Source organism: Sphingomonas sp. PP-CE-3G-477, from assembly GCF_003050745.1.
Classification (GTDB): domain Bacteria; phylum Pseudomonadota; class Alphaproteobacteria; order Sphingomonadales; family Sphingomonadaceae; genus Sphingomonas.
In genome coordinates, this window is sequence record NZ_QAOF01000020.1 from 1 (window position 1) to 16,486 (window position 16,486).

Below are 16,486 nucleotides of genomic sequence, written 5' to 3' on the forward strand. Positions count from 1 at the left end.
GTCGCCATGGGGAGTTCCTCTCGTTGAAGGAACTCCATCGTCTGCCGCCGCTGCCGCAGGACCAAACCTCAGAGAGGCTGCGCTACCTTACCGCCGCCACCACTGCCGCGCAGCGGCTTCGTGCGGTGGGTCCGATCCTCCGGCTGATCCGAAAACTATGGGGGAAGCGCGCTTGCTGTTCGTCTAACAAGATGGATCCGCGACGATCGGCGGAATTTCAACGAGATGTATCATGACCAAGACGCTCCTTCGGGCGATGGCTGTTTGTTCGATGGGCGCAATCGCCGCGTCCGCGTCTGCATCCGGACCAGCTGAAAGCCGGGTTCAGATCGATGCGCAGATAGAGCGAAATTATACTGCGATCGATGCGCTGTATCGCGATCTGCATTCCCATCCCGAGCTTGGGATGCAGGAGACGCGAACCGCAGCGGTACTGGCGCAGAAGATGAAGGCGTTGGGCTTCGCAGTGACCGAGAAGGTCGGCGGGACCGGACTCGTCGCGGTATATCGAAACGGCGTCGGGCCGACCGTGATGGTACGTACCGAACTCGACGGCCTGCCGATGGAGGAAAAGACCGGGCTGCCCTACGCCAGCCGTGCGCAGACGATGTTCGATGGCAAATCGACGTTTGTCGCGCAGAGTTGCGGGCACGACGTACACATGGCGGCCTGGGTCGGAACGGCGCAGGCTTTGCTCGCGATGAAGGCGCAGTGGAAGGGTACGCTGATGTTCATCGCCCAGCCCGCGGAGGAGCAGCTGAAGGGGGCAAAGGCCATGCTCGACGCCGGGCTCTTCACCAAATTCGGCAAGCCGGACTACGGCTTTGCGGCCCATGTCGGATCGGACGAAGCCGGTACGGTGCTAGTCAAGGACGGCGTCACCAGTTCGAATTCGGACAGCGTCCAGATCATCTTCAAGGGGCGGGGCGGGCATGGATCGATGCCCAGTGCGACAATCGACCCCATCGTCATGGGCGCACACTTCGTCACCGACGTACAGAGTATCATCAGTCGCCAGAAAGATGCAAACGCGTTCGGCGTGGTAACCGTCGGCAGCTTCCAGTCCGGCACGGTCGGGAATATCATACCCGATCAGGCGGTGCTGAAGCTGAGCCTGCGATCATTCGACAAGTCGGTTCGGCAAATGCTGCTCGACGGCGTGAAGCGAACCGCCGAAGCGTCGGCGGCGATGTCGATGGCCCCGGTGCCCGAGGTGAAATGGCTGTATGGCACGGCGGCCGTCATGAACGATCATTCGCTGGCCGAACGTTCCGCAGCAACCCTCAAGGCAGCAGGCGGCGATCGTGTCACCTTCCTGCCTGCAAGCGCGCCCGGCTGGTCGGCGAGCGAGGACTGGTCTGCCTTTGTCGATGCCGGCGTGCCGTCCGTATATTTCACGATCGGCGGCTATGATGCCGCGACGCTTGCCGGCTACAAAACGCGCGGCGAGGCGGTGCCGAGCAACCATTCGCCGTTCTTCGCACCCGATCACGACAAGGCCATAGGTACCGGGATCAGGACGCTGACGCTCGCTGTGCTGATGGTCACCGAGCCTAAATAGTCCTGACTGAGTATGCAGTCTCGGCAGCTGCTCAGGTCGAGAGAAGAACAGGGCCGGCGATGTCGGCGATGCGAGGGGAGATGACGATGAAGATCACGCTGCTGCTGGGCGCGGGAATGCTTGCGCTGGCAAGTGCCGCAACCGCCGGACCGATTTCCCCCAAGGTCGGCGCGATCACGTCGCCTAACGAGGCTTTTACCCAGGAACCCGGCAGCGATTATTTCCTCGCGAATTACGATGCTTACGAAGCGTATCTCAAGACGCTCGCCCGCCAGTCCGACCGGATGAAGCTGATCGACATCGGCAAGTCGGCGGAGGGGCGCACGATGTGGGTCGCAATCGTCAGTTCGCCCGCCAATCTCGCCAAGCTGGATCGGTACCAGGCCATCGCGCGCACGCTCGCGAAGGCTGACGTGAAGACCGAGCGAGAGGCGCAGGCGCTCGCCGACGAGGGCAAGGCGATCGTGTGGATCGACGCCGGGATGCACGCGAGCGAAACCGTGACGACCCAGGCGCAGATCCATGTCCTCTACCGCATGCTGACGGCTACCGATGCCGAGACGATGCGGATACTCAACGACGATATCGTCCTGTTCGGCCAGGACAATCCGGACGGACTGCAACTGATCGCCGACTGGTACATGCGCAATCCGGTCAAGACCGAGCGCGAGTTCCGCACGATCCCGCGCCTTTATCAAAAATACATCGGCCACGATAATAACCGCGACAGCTTCATGGTCCAGATGCCGGAGACCGAAGCGGTCAACAAGATCCTGTTCCGCGAATGGTTTCCGCAGATCGTGTACAACCAACATCAGACTGGCCCGGCCGGCATGGTCGTGTTCGTGCCGCCGTTCCGAGACCCGTTCAACTACAACTACAATCCGATCGTCATGACAGAGCTGCAGGAAGTCGGCTCGGCGATGCACAGCCGGCTCGTATCCGAGGAGAAGGCGGGATCCGGCATGCGCAGCGCCGCGCCGTATTCAACATGGCACAATGGCATGGAACGCTCGGTCGCGTATTTCCACAATTCGATCGGGCTGCTGACGGAGATCATCGGCGGTCCGACGCCGGAGAAGATCCCGCTCATCGCCGACACGCAACTTGCCCGCAGCGACGAGCCGCTGCCGATCGGACCGCGTGACTGGCATTTGATGGACAGCCTAGAATATCAGTGGTCGCTCGACCGCGCGGTGATGGATTACGCGTCGCGCAATCGTGAGCGGCTGTTGATGAACATCTGGCGGATGGGTTCACAGGCGATCAAGCGCGGCAGCACCGATAGCTGGACGATCACGCCCAAGCGTATCGACGCACTGAAGCAGGCCGGCAAGGATACTAGACCGGACACCGTCAGCACCGATCGTCCGCGGCCTGGTCTGGTCGCGTCGTCGCTTTACACGATGGTGCTGCAAGATCCGGCGAAGCGCGATCCGCGCGGCTATGTGCTGAGCCCGGACCAGCGCGACATGCCGACGACGATCGCGTTTCTCAACGCGCTGATCAAGAACGGCGTCGATGTCGATCGCGCAACCGCGCCGTTCACCGCCGGCGGCAAGCGCTATCCCGCCGGGTCGTACGTCGTGAAGACCGCACAGGCTTACCGTCCGCACGTCGTCGACATGTTCGAGCCGCAGGATCATCCGCACGACGCCGAATATCCGGGTGGCCCGCCAAAGGCGCCTTACGACATCACCGGCTACACGCTGGCCTACCAGATGGGGGTCGGGTTCGACCGAATCCTGGACGGCTTTGACGGACAGTTCCAGCGCGTACCCGATCTCCTGACGGCGGCGTCCGGACGTATCGTCGGCACGGGCAAGGCAGGCTGGCTCGTCGGGCACGAAACGAACAACAGTTTCATCCTCACCAATCGCCTGCTGAAAGCCGGTATCAGGGTCTCGTGGTTCGCCAGCATCACGAAGGCGGGCGGCAAGGCCCTCGCACCAGGCGCGATCTGGATCCCCGCGTCGCAGACCGCGACCACCATTCTTAAGTCGTCGATTGGGCAACTCGGCATCGACGCTTATGCGGTGAACACTGTGCCTAGCGGTGTAGCACTGGCGTTGAAGCCGGTCCGGGTCGGGTTGGTCGATCGCTATGGCGGCGTCATTCCCGCTGGATGGACGCGTTGGCTGTTGGAGCAGTACGAGTTCCCGTTCAAGGTCGTCTATCCACAGGAACTCGACGCAGGTAACCTCAACGCGAAATACGACGTCCTCGTCTTTGCGGATGGCACCATGCCCGCCACGCCGGGGGGCCCCTATCCGAGCGGCAACCGCGCATTGCCGGACGCAAAGAATATACCCGCGGAATACCGTGCCTGGCTGGGCGAGGTCACGCCGGACAAGACGCTGCCGGCGGTCGCCGCGTTCGCGAAAGCCGGCGGCACGGTGTTGACGGTAGGCAGTGCCAATCGACTTGCGACGTTGCTCGATCCCGAGATCCAGCCTGCGCTCGTCACGAAGAAAGCGGATGGATCGCTCGGCGCTTTCGACAAAAAGCAGTTCTACATCCCCGGCGCAGTCCTGTCGGCGAAAGTAGATCCGCGACAGCCGCTCGCGTACGGCATGACGCCGACGGTCGACATCTTTTTCGACGAAAGCCAGCCTTTCGTGCTGACGGGTACGGCGAAACGGGTGGCCTGGTTCGAGGGCCCGACACCGCTGCGTAGCGGCTGGGCGGTCGGCCAGGAAAAGCTGAACGGCTCGGTGGCGATCGTCGATGCCGATCTCGGCCGTGGCAAGCTGTTCGCGATGGGGCCGGAAGTGACGCAGCGCGCTCAGCCCTATGCGACGTTCAAGCTGCTCTTCAACGGGTTGCTCTACGGGCCGGCCATCGCGGCGACCCGCTGAACATACGGGTAATGGTTCAGCCCGCGCGCAGAACCACTACCCCGTCGGTCGTATGCTCCGCCGTGATCGCGAAGCTCGCATGTAGCGCGGTCACGAAGGCATCGCTGTCGTGCACGCCGAACCGCCCCGCGATCGCCAGCGACGCGATGCGGGGATCGCCGATCAGGATCGGCTGGTCGCGGTATCGGTTGAATTCCGCCACCGCCTGATCGAGCGTTTCGTCGTTCAGTTCGATATAGCCATCCTGCCAGGCGACACGTTGGCGGAGCAGCGTCTCGTCGAGATCGGTCGTTGCGACCACATCCGGCCTGATCAACGTCGTCTTGCCGGCACTCACGCGCGTGCTTCGCCCGTCGGCCGCGATTACCGAGACGAGCCCGTGGGTCACGGTGAGTTCGACGACATCGGTCCGTTTGCGGATGTTGAATGCCGTACCGAGCACTTCCACCCGCGCGTTGCCAAGATCGACAATGAAGGGACGGGCTTCATCGCGTGCGATGGTGAAAAGCGCTTCGCCTTCGATGAAATTGACCAGGCGCCTTTTGGATCCGACCGAAACGTCCAATCGCGTATCGGTATTCAGCGCGATCGACGATCCGTCGGTCAGCCTTGCAACGCTCTGTTGCCCCCGTCGCGTTTCGTGCCGGTCGCTACCGGCGAGAAACACTCGACCGAGGCTGACCGCGCCGACGGTCGACGCCGCGAGCAGCGACAGGCCGAGCGAGCGCCGCGACATGATCGTTGGCTTGACCGTTGTGCGCGCCGCCATCGCGGAGGCGGAGGCAGGGGCGGTAGCAGGGGCAGGGGCAGGGGCGAGCACGTCGCGCAAGCGGGCATGCGGGCTCGCCTCCCAAGCCGTTTCAGCCGCAACGAAGGCAACTGCGTGACGCGGATCCGCATCGATCCAGGCTTCCGCCTGCTCGCGCTCGTTGGAGTCGACCTCGCCGCTAAGCCGAACGACCCAATGCGCTGCCTCGTCCGCAATCACTTCGCGTTCCGCTCTCGCTTTGGACGATGAGTCCAACGACATAATCCTCTTGTTCTGCCAGGGCTCGCGTCACGGCTTTCAGCGCCTTGGTCAAATGCTTCTCGATCGTAGAGACGGACAGGCCCATGATGTCCGCTACCTCGGCCAGGGAATTACCCTGGACACGACGCAGGATGAAGGCGCGTTTCGGTTGTGGCGGCAGCGCCTCGATCACGCGCTCCAGTCGCCGGAGTTCATCGCGCGCCGTCAGCATGCCTTCGTACGAGACGCTGCGTTGCAGGTCCTCGATGTCCGCCATCAGGTCGAACGACACGATTACCTCTCGACGTTGCCGATCGATCAGGATGTTGCGGGCGATGCGCGTCATGAATGCGAGGCCATTGCGGATGTCGCGCCAGTTCTCCGCGGCGAAGGTGCGTCCCAACGCCTCAGCCACCACGTCGTCGACTTCATCAACGTCGTTCAGGATCCGGCGAATACGCTGGCGCAAGATCGCCTGGTGCGGATACACCGTTTCCTTGAACCAGGCGAGTTTCTCGTAACGATCGTTCAAACCAGCACCCCCGTGCGACTATGCGATCCTCTCCATCGTTTCGCGCATCAAAGCGTCTCGTAAGGCGACTGTCGAGTCACAAAACTTTAAAACGGTTCCCACAGAGTTGGGGGTTGTGTGAGATTCGTCCGTCTTATCCCCTGAAGGAGCTGACGCTTCTCGACTTCAAGGGGGTTACAATGTTCGACCGGAGCGGACGCGCGAGCTTGATCGCGCAGGCCAGCAGTTTCGTCATCGCAACCGCGATCTTTACCGGCCCGGCGCTGGCACAGGAAACGCGGTTCAACATCCCGGCGCAACCCGTCGGGAGTGCCTTGCAGGAATTCTCCAAACAGTCCGGCTACCGCGTCCTGTTTCCGCCGAAGAGCGTCAGCACGGCAACCTCGCCTGCGATCGTCGGACGGTTCTCAACCGGTACCGTCCTGCATATGCTGCTGAAAGACACGCCGCTGACGATCGCGTCGATCAACGGCAAAGTCGTCGCATTGGCTGTCCGCCAGCCAACCGCGTCCGCTGTTCGCACCAATCTCGTACGAACGGGACAGGCCCCGCGCTTCGTTGCTCAGAATACGGCTCCGCCTGCCCCAGCGACCGTCCAGGTCGAGGCTCAGCCTGAGGATAACACCCCGCCTGACGACATCGTGGTCGTCGGCTCGCAGATCAAAGGCGCGAAGGTCAATGCTGCGCTGCCCGTCACCGTGATCGGCACGGCGGAGATTGAGGCCACCGGCGCCGTGTCGGGCGACGAACTGTTCAGATCGGTGCCGCAGTTTGGCGACGTCACGTTCAACAGCAGCTATATTCCGGGCAGCAGCAATTCGGCGCGCGGCGACGTCGGTTCGGTCAATCTCCGCAATCTGGGGATCGGCAACACCCTGGTGCTGCTCAACGGCCGCCGCGTCGTCACGCATCCGACCAGCCAGGCCAATACGCAGCTGGTGCCGGTTCTCAGCTACAACACCAACGCCATCCCGATAAACGGTCTGGAGCGCCTCGAGGTGCTGCGCGACGGTGCTGCGGCGATCTATGGTGCGGACGCGGTCGCCGGTGTCGTCAACACGGTGCTCAAGACGGACTTCGATGGTGGCGACATGTCGCTGCAATATGGCGGTGGCGAGGGGACCGGCTTCCGCGAATTCAACGCGAACGGCGTGTTCGGCAAGAACTTCGCGGAGGGACGCGCCAACATCACCGTGTTCGCCAGCTACGATCACGGCACCGGGCTCGATACGACCGAACAGTCCTACACCGCCTCGTCCAACCGCACGGCGCTGTTCGCGGGCACACGCTTCGAGGGGGCGACCTCGCTCGATGCGCGTAGCGCGTCGACCCCCTGGGCGTCCGCGCAGACGCCTGCATCATTTGGCACGGTACGCCGGGGCACGCTGGCGCTGACCAGTGCGTCGGGGCTGTTCCATATCCAGCCGACCACCAACGCCAGCTGCCAGCTAGGTGTCGGTAACGGTCTGTGCATCGACGACGGTGCGATCGCGACCGCAGGCGCCGACCGGAACCTGCGCCAAGATACCGCCGCGGTCGGCACATCGGTCCTGCCGCGGCTGGACCGCGTGAACCTGTTCGCCAGCGGCCATTACGACATCGACGACAGCACGACGATGTTCTTCGAGGGCGGCTATTACCTCGGTAAGACGCATGCGGAACAGAGTCCGATCGCGACGCTCACGTCGATCCCGATCACCATTCCGACTAGCAACTACTGGAACCCGTTCGGCGCCGCGGTCTTTGCGAACGGCACAGTGAATCCAAACCGCGTCGCGGGCACCAATGTCCCCGCCGCGGGATTGCCCGTCACGTTACGCAGCTACGCCTTCACCGATTTCGGCAACATCAATGTCGATGTGAAGAACCAGCAGTTCCGCGGCCTGCTCGGCTTCCGCGGAGAGCATAATGGCTGGAACTGGGAATCGGCGATGAGCTATTCCGAGGCGACGGTCCGCGACGTCAGCGACAATATCTCGCTGACCGCACTTGCCGCCTCGCTCGCCAAGTCGACGCCCGATGCGTATAATTTCTTCAATGGCGGCACCCTCGACAACCCGTCGCTCGGCGACGCCACGCCGAACAGCGCAGCGGTCATTGACGGTCTGCGCCAGAAGCTCGTGCGCTATACCAAGTCTACGCTCGGCACGTTCGATTTCCGCCTGTCGCGACGCGATCTCGTGTCGCTGCCCGGCGGCAACGTGGGTTTCGCGGCAGGTATCGAGGCCCGCCGCGAAACGCAGCTCGACGACCGCGACGCGCGGATCGACGGGACGATCACCTATACCGATCCGCTGACCCGGGCGACCTACGGCGACTTCGTCAATTCCAGCGTCAATCCGGATACCCAGGGGCACCGCGAGGTGTTCGCCGCCTATGGCGAACTCGCGATCCCGGCGGTCTCGCCTGAAATGGGCGTACCCCTGATCCGCAACCTGGAATTCCAGGTCGCTGGTCGCTTCGAGCGCTACAGCGACTTCGGGGATATCGCGGTGCCCAAGGTCGCCGGCGCCTGGGACCTGTTCAAGGGCGTTCGCGTGCGTGGCTCGTGGGCAAAGTCGTTCCGCGCGCCGAACCTCGAACAGACCAACGCGGCGCTCGTCACGCGCAGCAACACCCGCACCGACTATTCCTTCTGCGAAGCCGATTTGCGTGCGGCGCGCATCACCAGCTTTGCCAATTGCGCCCGCTCGCAGCTTACGACCGCGCAACGCGCGGGCAATCCCGACCTCAATCCGGAACGCGCCAACACGATCTCGTTCGGCACCGTACTCGAGCCGCCGCTGCCGACAGGCTTTGGCAACCTGACGCTCACCGGTGATTATTGGCAGGTCAAGCAGACCGGGCTGGTCGGCATCTTCGGCGAAGGCAACGCGCTGATTCTCGACTACCTGCTGCGGCAGAACGGGCAAACCAATCCGAACGTCGTACGTGCGGCGGTGACGAGCGACGATATCGCGGCCTTCGCAGGCACCGGGCTGACACCGGCGGGGCAGGTGCTGTTCGTCAAGGATCAGTATGTGAACCTGTTGCCGCAGACCGTGCGCGGGCTCGACCTGAACCTGATCTACCGTACGCCGGAGACCAGCGTCGGTCGCTTCAACCTGTCAGTCAACGTCGCGCACCTGTTGAAGTTCTACCAGGATCCTTCGCCCGGCATCGCCGAACTGCTGGCGGCGCGTGACGCGGGGACGATCAATGCAGGCACGACGATCACCGGCGGCGGCGATCTCAAGCGCCAGAACGGGCGTCCGGCCTGGAAATGGTCGGGCTCGCTCACCTGGTCGTTGGGCAATGTCACGGTCGGCGGCTTCACCTCCTATATCGGCAGCGTCGAGGATACCGGCCTGATCGATTCCGCAGGCGCCCCGTGGGTGGTCGACGACCAGATCACCGGCAACCTGTATGTCGATTACCGGTTCTCCAAAGGTGCGCTCGACGGGACGAGCGTAAGGGTCGGAGTACGGAACCTCACCGACGAGAAACCATCGCTGTCGTCGGATGGCTATCTGGGGACGCTGTACACTCCGGTAGCGCGCTACTGGTACGCCAACATCCGGCACAAGTTCTGATGCGGATCCCGCGCATCCTGGCCATCGCGACGTGCGCCCTGCTGGCCACACCTAGCGCGGCGAACGCTCAGGCGACCACGCTGTTCGGCATCGTGGCGGATGCGGGCGGGCAGAAGCAGTCGATCCATCTGTCCGCGGCAGGCGCGGACGGGGTGCTCGGGAGGTATCTCTACACGCCGTCGATCGCTGCGGGGCTGGGTGCGGCGAATGTCGGCGTCGACCGCGCGTGGCTCGGCCAGACGCAGATCATCGTCTTTCGTCGCATCGGCAAGAAGGTCATTGCAGAGTTCGAGAACAGCCGCTTCCTTGCGCTCGACGCCAGCCGCGGCGAGACCGATGCGGTCCGGACCTCGTTCGCATCTTCGACCATCTGGTCGGGCGACGTGGTCGATGAAGCGGGCGGCGGCGTGACGATCGACATCAGCGGGTTCCTGATGCGCGACGCGCTCGACATCGCCGGCCGCCTGAAGCGCGCCAAGGCCGGCACGTACAAGCTCATGCCGACGCTTGGCTATCTCGACGCGCGCCAGGCTCAGGCCTTTCCCGACAATGTCGAACTCCAGACCGTGCAGACCTTCGCATCAGACGAGCCGGGGCCGGCGATTCGACGTGCGCTGCCCGACGCGCGCAGCCTGACGGTCGCGGTCCATCACAGCTTCGTGCGGCTCCCGGACGACGGATTCGGCACGCGCGACCATGACCCCCGCACCGGCACCTCAGTGCAGGTGATCCGCAACAATTACGCTGCTGCGCTCGACCAGCCGATCGTCTCGCGCCTCGTCCGCCGCTTCCGCCTCGAGAAGGTCGAACCGGACGCCGTCCGCTCGCGCGTGCGCAAGCCGATCGTGTTCTATGTCGACCGCGCCGCACCCGAGGCGATCCGCACCGCATTGATGGACGGCGCGCGCTGGTGGACGCAGGCGTTCGACGACGCGGGCTACATCGATGCCTTCCGCGTAGAGCTCCTGCCTGAAAACGCCAATCCGGCGGACGTTCGCTATAACGTTATCGCCTGGGTCCACCGGGAGACACGCGCGTGGTCGACGGGGGCTACGATCGTCGATCCAAGGACCGGTGAAATCATACGTGGGGTCGTCCAGCTCGGGTCGCTTCGCGCCTGGCAGGACAAGTTGATCTTCGAGAGCCTCGTCGGAACCGGACGGGAGAACAGCGGTGCCCAGGACGATCCGCTCGTCCTGGTCCGTGCACGGTTGCGGCAATTGGCGGTGCACGAAGTGGGGCACGCGCTGGGCCTGTCGCACAATTTTGCGGGCAGCAGTTTTGCGGACCGTGCATCGGTGATGGACTATCCTGCGCCGCTGATCCGGGTCCGGGGCAAGCAACTCGACTTCACGAACGCCTATGCGACGGGCGTCGGCGCGTGGGACCGGTTCGCGATCAAGTGGTTGTACGGCACCACGCCAAAGGGTTCCGACGAAAAGGCGGTGCTCGATGGCTGGACCCGCGCGGTGCAGGCCAAGGGCTATCGTTTCGTCGCCGACGGTGACACGCGTGGGCCGGGCGACGCGCAGCCCTGGGGCAATATGTGGGACAATGGCCCGGATGCGATCGCTGAGCTGGCGAACGTGCTCGCGGTCCGGCGGATCGCGATCGACCGCTTCGGGCTTGCCAACCTTCCCAATGGCGCGCCCGCGGCGGATTTGCGACGGATGATCGTGCCGCTCTATCTGTTCCATCGCTACCAGGTGACGGCGGTGTCGAAACTGATCGGCGGCGTCGACTATAGCTATGCGGTCAAGGGTGACGGGCATGAGACAGCGCCGGTCGTTGACGCGCGCCGGCAACGTGAGGCCCTCGACGCTCTGGTCGGCACGCTCGACCCCGGCCTGCTGGATCTTCCCGACGATCTATTGCGGGTGATGTCGTCGATCCAGTCGGGTACGCCCGATCCGCAATACGATATCGAGCTGTTCCCGTCGGATACCGCCGCACCGTTCGATCTGCCCAGCGCGGCCGAGGTCGCTGCCGACGTCACGTTCGAGGCGCTGCTCGATCCCGAACGGCTGAATAGGCTCGTTGAGCAGGCCCGCGTCGACCCCGGTCAACTGACGCTGCCAGAACTGTTCGACCGTATCTCGACCACGCTCGTCGCCACCACGGGCACATCCAGGCGGGCCGAACTCCGCCGCCGGATACGCGCCCGCTATGGCGTGCGGCTGGCGAGCATCATGCAGGACAAGCGGATGTCATCGACTGCGCTGGCGGCGGCACGCGGCGCCGCGAGCCGGTTTGGCAAGCAGCTGAAGACCTGCACCGGCGATGCGCTTGAAACAGATAGCTGCGCTTATCTGGTCGGCATGCTCACCACCACGCCCGAGCGACTGTCGGCGCTTGCCGAACCGATCGCGACGCCCCCCGAGATCCCGCCAGGTGCACCGATCGGCAGCGACGAAGACGACTGGTTCGCGCTCTCTCCCATATCAGCCGTTACGAAGGATATCGCCCCATGACCGATCCTAAGGTCCGCATCGGTCTGCTGCTCGCCAGCGCCGCTCTGCTCGCATCGCCTGTCGTCGCCGCACCCAACAGCGAGGTCGTTGCTATCGTCGGGGCGATGGTTTTCGACGGGACGGGCGCCGCGCCGCGCGCTGCGACGGTGATCATCGAGAACGGCCGCATTCGTCAGGTCGGTGCAGGTGTGGAAGCTCCAGGCGGAGCGAAGGTCATCGACGCTCGCGGAAAGGCACTGCTGCCGGGCTTCTTCGATCTCCACACGCATTGGACGCCCGCCGGCAATCCGGCGACGACGCCGCAGATCGCCACCGCCTATGTCGCCGCCGGCGTCACCACCGTGAACGACTTCCACGAACAGCCGGAGTCCTACGCGCCACGACGCGCGTGGCTGTCGACGCTGGTCGCGCCGCATGTCAACTTCGCCGCGCGGATCAGCACGCCGGGCGGCCACGGCGCGGATTGGGGCGACCAATCCACGACGATCTGGATCAACACGCCCGAGGCAGCGCGCGCTGCGATCGCGAAGCTGAAGCCGTATGAGCCTGACCTGATCAAGGCATTCACCGACGGCTGGCGCTATGGACTTGCACCAGACAATACCAGCATGGACGAATGGACGCTGCGCGCACTGACCGAAGCGGCGCACAAGGAAGGGCTAGAAGTCCTGACGCACACGGTGACTGTCGACCGCGGCGCGATCGCCGCGCGCGCGGGCGTCGATTCCCTGGCGCATGGTCTTCAGGACCGCGAACTGGATCCCAAGGCGCTCGCCGACATCGTCACCTCCAAAATGGCGATGGCACCTACGCTTGCCGTCTATGAGCCCAACAAACCTGGCAACCCGCCGCTCGATCGTACCGATCCGAAGGTAGCCCCGCGCTTCGTCAAGTTCGGCTACGCGCTGCATAACGTGAAGACGATGTACGACGCCGGCGTTCGTGTCGGTCTTGGTACCGATGCCGGAATGCCGGGCACGCTGCACGGCCGATCGACGCTGCGCGAGATGGAATTGCTGGTCGAGGCTGGGCTTACCCCCTCCCAAGCGCTCGTCGCCGCCACCTCATCGAGTGCCAGGATCATGCATCAGGACGGCGATCGCGGCACGATCGCGGTTGGCCAGAGGGCGGACCTCGTCCTGATCGACGGCAAACCCTGGGACAGGATCGCCGACGTTTACAAGGTGTCGCAGGTGCTGATCGACGGCAATCTGGTCTACGGCACCGGCGCTCCTACGCTGCCCGCGGCAAACGCGCGAACACAGCTGGAATCGGCGAAGATAGGCAATCTGGTCGACGATTTCGAACGCGTCGACCAGCGCTCGTCGCTCGACACGCTACGGCTTGAAACGCCCGACGGGGGCATGGACCGCACCCTGGAAATATCTCAGGTCGTCCCGCGCGATGGCGGGGGCCACGCGCTATCCGTATCGGCCAAGCTGAGCATCAAGGATGACCCCTATGCGGGCATCGCGATACCGCTGACGCGCGGATCCGTGCAGGGTGTCGATCTGCGCGGATACAAGGGTGTCCGCGTCGATATCCGCGGCGACGGCGCCTATGCCCTGAAGCTCAACGGGTTCGGTGGCAGTTGGGCGGCGCCCGTGTCGGCCTCGCAAGACTGGAGGGCCGTGGACGTACCGTTCAGCGCGCTGAAGCCTGTCGTGATGGGTAAGCGCGCAGGGACGCCGTGGTCCGCGGATGGCTTGGTGCAGGTCGAACTGGGCGCAACCCGCGACCCCGGCGAGCGGATCTGGATGCAGATCGACAATGTCCGGTTCTATTAGGCAAGGGCCGCACTCGCCCACGATTATGGGAGCGACCGTATGTTCCGCCCCCTGAGCCCGTAGGGCGTACGGCTCTGCCTGTCGGTCGACCTTTGATCTTTGTCTCCAGCGAGGATTTTGCCATGTTCAAGCTTGCCAACGGAGGGCCGTCCACACTTGGGTCGAAGGCGACGAGCGTGACACCCTGGCCATGAAGCCGACAGCTGGATATCCCGTAAACACAGGGGGAGGGTACACTGGGCTTCGCGTCCAACGTGGATTAGGATGAGCAATCATGCGCCGCGACCTTGATCATCTGCCGTCTGCAAAACAGCGCGAGATCGAGCGCGTCCTGCAGATCCTGTTCGAGGAGTTCGAGGCCGCCAATGGTGTTGCCACGGGCCCTCGCAAGCGCGCGCGGATCCTCAAGGTCATCCTTTACGGATCCTATGCGCGGGGCGGCTGGATCGACGAACCACACACCGCGAAAGGCTATCAGTCCGACTTCGATCTGCTGATCATCGTGAGCCAGAAAGAGGTCACCGACCGCGCTACCTATTGGTACAAGGCGGAAGAACGACTGAACCGCGAACGGGCGATTACCAGGACGTTGCAGACGCCGGTCAATTTCATCGTCCATTCCCTACAGCAGGTGAATGACGGTCTTGCTCATGGGCGTTACTTCTTCATGGACATCGCCAAGGACGGGATTGCGCTGTACGAAGCAGACGAAATCGAGCTGCATCAATCAAAGCCAAAGACGCCCGAGCAGGCGTACCTGATGGCGAGAGAGTATTTCGAGGAATGGTTGCCCAACGGCCAGCAGTTTCTTGAAACGGCTAACTTCGCGGCAGGCAAGAAGTGGACGAAGAAATCAGCTTTCTTGATGCATCAGTCTGCCGAAAGCCTCTACCACTGCGTACTGCTTGTTTTGACCTTTTACACGCCGCATAACCACAACCTCGGCTTTTTGCGCGCACAGGCCGAGCGGTTGGATCCCCGCCTTCAACACATCTGGCCGATGAACAATCGGCGCGAGCGCGCGATGTTCGAGAAGTTGAAGGATGCCTATGTGAAAGCGCGGTATTCAAAGCATTACCGGATCAGCGCAGAGGAACTTACCTGGCTTGGCGCACGTGTTGAAGACCTGGGCCGGACTGTTCACGAAGTGTGTTCGGAGCGTTTGGCCGCGCTACAGTCCCGGCGCCTCGGCGCTGCTTAGTAGAGTACGTCACCCAGCCAAAAATGCGTGTGACCAGCCCCGTCTACGCTCTCACACTTGAGCTTATACCGCCAGAATGGATGGGAGCCAAAATGTCCGCACACAGAGCAGGCTTATCGCGCTAGCTGCTTTCGCATCAGGAGCCTCGCAATCGAGGCCTCCAGTTCCTGCCGGCTCCAGGATCGTCGTCCACCTAGGACGACGGGGTTTGGCAAAGTTCCTCGGTAGACCTCACGGATGAATGCCGATTCCGAAAGGTCCAGGTAGGCAGTTGCCGTCCCTTGCCGCATCAGCTCCGGCCAGTCCGGAAAGCGCAGAGCTATGTCCTGATCCGACGGCGCGTCGTCAGTCGGGATTACCAGGCCGACGACACCAGCAATCCTGGCGGCAGCTTCCGCTCCCTCTTCATTCGGAACGAGCAGGGGAAGCTTCTTTTCGCCCACTCTTCGTGCCGGCGGCGGCGGCGGTGTCCAGGCTTCCCGCTCCTCGGGCTGGCGCGTGCTGATCCATGCCTCGACCTCGCTTTCCAGCCAGACTGACGTTCTGGCTCCAAGCGAGAGAGACGGCGGGAAGGTGCCGTCTTTCATCATCCTGTAGATGGTGCTGTGGCTAAGCCCGATCCGCTGCCGGATTTCCTTCAAGCGGAGAAATCGATCTTTAGGCTCCACACGCATATTCTAGTCCGCTTTGTTCAGGCCGACGAGCGGCATCGATAGGCCTGCGTCATCTCAGTCCGCCTCCATCTCGAAAGCGCGTTTTCCGCGTCTTTTCCACAGGGCCAGTATGCCGCAGGTATCGTCGCCGCGCGCCCTGGCCGCTATCTCCAGAAGCGCACCGTAGATCGTGGCGCGATCATCCTCGGTGAGGTCGACCAAGCCCGCTTTTTGAACAAGACCGCCGAGCTCGATCAGGTGGCGGGTGCGTTCGCGCCGTTGCACAACCCAGCCTCGCATATCAGTCCGACGCCGCGTTGCTTCCAGGCGGAGGATCGCCACCCGGTTGTAGCGCTCGGCCGAGGTCGTCGCCGCCAGATTTTTCACCAGAGCCCTGGCTGCCGCCCGACTTGCGCCCGCGTCGTTGAAAGAAGGCGGCGCCTTTGCCGCGCCATGCCTCCCTTTGTTCGGGATTTGTTGTGTTCGCCGCAGCAAGTAGAACACCGGCGAGCGTCTCTACATCGAGCGCATGTGCACCTGTTGCGATAACCAGCTCACCAAGCTGTTGAATCTTCTTCGCTTTGATGTTTCGTGCGCGATCATTCAGCGCTTTTAGCTCAGCGTCGTAGTCCCGGACTTTACGCATCGTGTCTGTCCATAATGGTTCATCACGTATTGCGAGTATGTCATCTGTGGGTTAGTCTATCAAGTCATGAGCGGCCGAACGAAGTAGGTCGTGAGTGCGCCCTTATACGTCGGGACCGACGTGGCACTGCAGAAACAGGTGAGACCCGTCATGGCGATCTACCATTTCTCGGCCAAGATCATCAGCCGTGCGAACG

Annotated in this window: 12 protein-coding genes; 7 read left to right on the plus strand and 5 right to left on the minus strand. The window is 63.1% G+C overall.

The features are described 5' to 3' along the window. The 3 genes from C8J45_RS19445 to C8J45_RS18545 form a co-directional block, all read left to right on the plus strand. Positions 1-236, plus strand: a 236-nt coding sequence (locus tag C8J45_RS19445; protein ID WP_219907406.1) for a hypothetical protein, incomplete at its 5' end; no start/stop codon positions are given. Further along, entirely contained in the window at positions 233-1,561 is a 1,329-nt protein-coding gene (locus C8J45_RS18540; protein WP_107964630.1) for an amidohydrolase, read from the plus strand. The genes C8J45_RS19445 and C8J45_RS18540, both read left to right, overlap by 4 nt. 86 nt (positions 1,562-1,647) lie before the next feature. Continuing rightward, a complete protein-coding gene (locus C8J45_RS18545) occupies positions 1,648-4,419 on the plus strand; it encodes a M14 metallopeptidase family protein (RefSeq protein WP_258191539.1) in 2,772 nt (923 codons plus the stop codon). 16 nt (positions 4,420-4,435) lie between these two features. On the opposite strand, the gene C8J45_RS18550 is transcribed toward C8J45_RS18545, so the two are convergent. Together C8J45_RS18550 and C8J45_RS18555 are read right to left on the minus strand one after the other, a co-directional pair. Beyond that, complete coding sequence (locus C8J45_RS18550) at positions 4,436-5,407, minus strand: FecR domain-containing protein (protein ID WP_181321295.1); 972 nt, start codon at positions 5,405-5,407, stop codon at positions 4,436-4,438. Next, positions 5,367-5,960 carry an RNA polymerase sigma factor gene (locus C8J45_RS18555; RefSeq protein ID WP_107964632.1) on the minus strand — a complete coding sequence of 198 codons (594 nt, stop codon included), beginning with the start codon at positions 5,958-5,960 and terminating at the stop codon, positions 5,367-5,369. The genes C8J45_RS18550 and C8J45_RS18555 overlap by 41 nt, the downstream gene beginning before the upstream one ends. 179 nt (positions 5,961-6,139) lie before the next feature. Here C8J45_RS18555 and C8J45_RS18560 point away from each other — a divergent pair, with 179 nt between their 5' ends. The 4 genes from C8J45_RS18560 (at position 6,140) to C8J45_RS18575 (ending at position 14,991) form a co-directional block, all read left to right on the plus strand. Then, positions 6,140-9,532: a TonB-dependent receptor gene (locus tag C8J45_RS18560; RefSeq protein WP_107964633.1), complete on the plus strand. Its 3,393-nt coding sequence runs from the start codon at positions 6,140-6,142 to the stop codon at positions 9,530-9,532. Next, positions 9,532-12,003, plus strand: coding sequence for a zinc-dependent metalloprotease (locus C8J45_RS18565; RefSeq protein ID WP_107964634.1), 2,472 nt, complete (start codon positions 9,532-9,534; stop codon positions 12,001-12,003). The genes C8J45_RS18560 and C8J45_RS18565 overlap by 1 nt, the downstream gene beginning before the upstream one ends. Then, entirely contained in the window at positions 12,000-13,790 is a 1,791-nt protein-coding gene (locus C8J45_RS18570) for an amidohydrolase family protein (protein WP_107964635.1), read from the plus strand. Before C8J45_RS18565 ends, C8J45_RS18570 begins: the two co-directional genes overlap by 4 nt. A gap of 274 nt (positions 13,791-14,064) precedes the next feature. Next, positions 14,065-14,991 carry a HEPN domain-containing protein gene (locus C8J45_RS18575; protein ID WP_107964636.1) on the plus strand — a complete coding sequence of 309 codons (927 nt, stop codon included), beginning with the start codon at positions 14,065-14,067 and terminating at the stop codon, positions 14,989-14,991. A gap of 113 nt (positions 14,992-15,104) precedes the next feature. Here C8J45_RS18575 and C8J45_RS18580 read toward each other — a convergent pair whose 3' ends face one another. The 3 genes from C8J45_RS18580 to C8J45_RS18590 are packed head-to-tail and all read right to left on the minus strand — an operon-like array spanning position 15,105 to position 16,290. Beyond that, positions 15,105-15,665, minus strand: a complete 561-nt coding sequence (locus C8J45_RS18580) for an AlpA family transcriptional regulator (protein WP_107964637.1) — start codon at positions 15,663-15,665, stop codon at positions 15,105-15,107. Positions 15,666-15,719: 54 nt separating this feature from the next. Further along, positions 15,720-15,929, minus strand: coding sequence for a conjugal transfer protein TraD (locus C8J45_RS18585; protein ID WP_219907407.1), 210 nt, complete (start codon positions 15,927-15,929; stop codon positions 15,720-15,722). Between the two features lie 16 nt (positions 15,930-15,945). Then, positions 15,946-16,290, minus strand: coding sequence for a conjugal transfer protein TraD (locus C8J45_RS18590; RefSeq protein WP_107964639.1), 345 nt, complete (start codon positions 16,288-16,290; stop codon positions 15,946-15,948). Between the last annotated feature and the right edge of the window lie 196 nt (positions 16,291-16,486).

Coding starts and splice junctions, on each gene's coding strand:
- C8J45_RS18580 (WP_107964637.1), bottom strand. CDS start 15,665: ATGCGTGTGGAGCCTAAAGATCGATTTCTCCGCTTGAAGGAAATCCGG.
- C8J45_RS18565 (WP_107964634.1), top strand. CDS start 9,532: ATGCGGATCCCGCGCATCCTGGCCATCGCGACGTGCGCCCTGCTGGCC.
- C8J45_RS18590 (WP_107964639.1), bottom strand. CDS start 16,290: ATGCGTAAAGTCCGGGACTACGACGCTGAGCTAAAAGCGCTGAATGAT.
- C8J45_RS18545 (WP_258191539.1), top strand. CDS start 1,648: ATGAAGATCACGCTGCTGCTGGGCGCGGGAATGCTTGCGCTGGCAAGT.
- C8J45_RS18540 (WP_107964630.1), top strand. CDS start 233: ATGACCAAGACGCTCCTTCGGGCGATGGCTGTTTGTTCGATGGGCGCA.
- C8J45_RS18560 (WP_107964633.1), top strand. CDS start 6,140: ATGTTCGACCGGAGCGGACGCGCGAGCTTGATCGCGCAGGCCAGCAGT.
- C8J45_RS18570 (WP_107964635.1), top strand. CDS start 12,000: ATGACCGATCCTAAGGTCCGCATCGGTCTGCTGCTCGCCAGCGCCGCT.
- C8J45_RS18575 (WP_107964636.1), top strand. CDS start 14,065: ATGCGCCGCGACCTTGATCATCTGCCGTCTGCAAAACAGCGCGAGATC.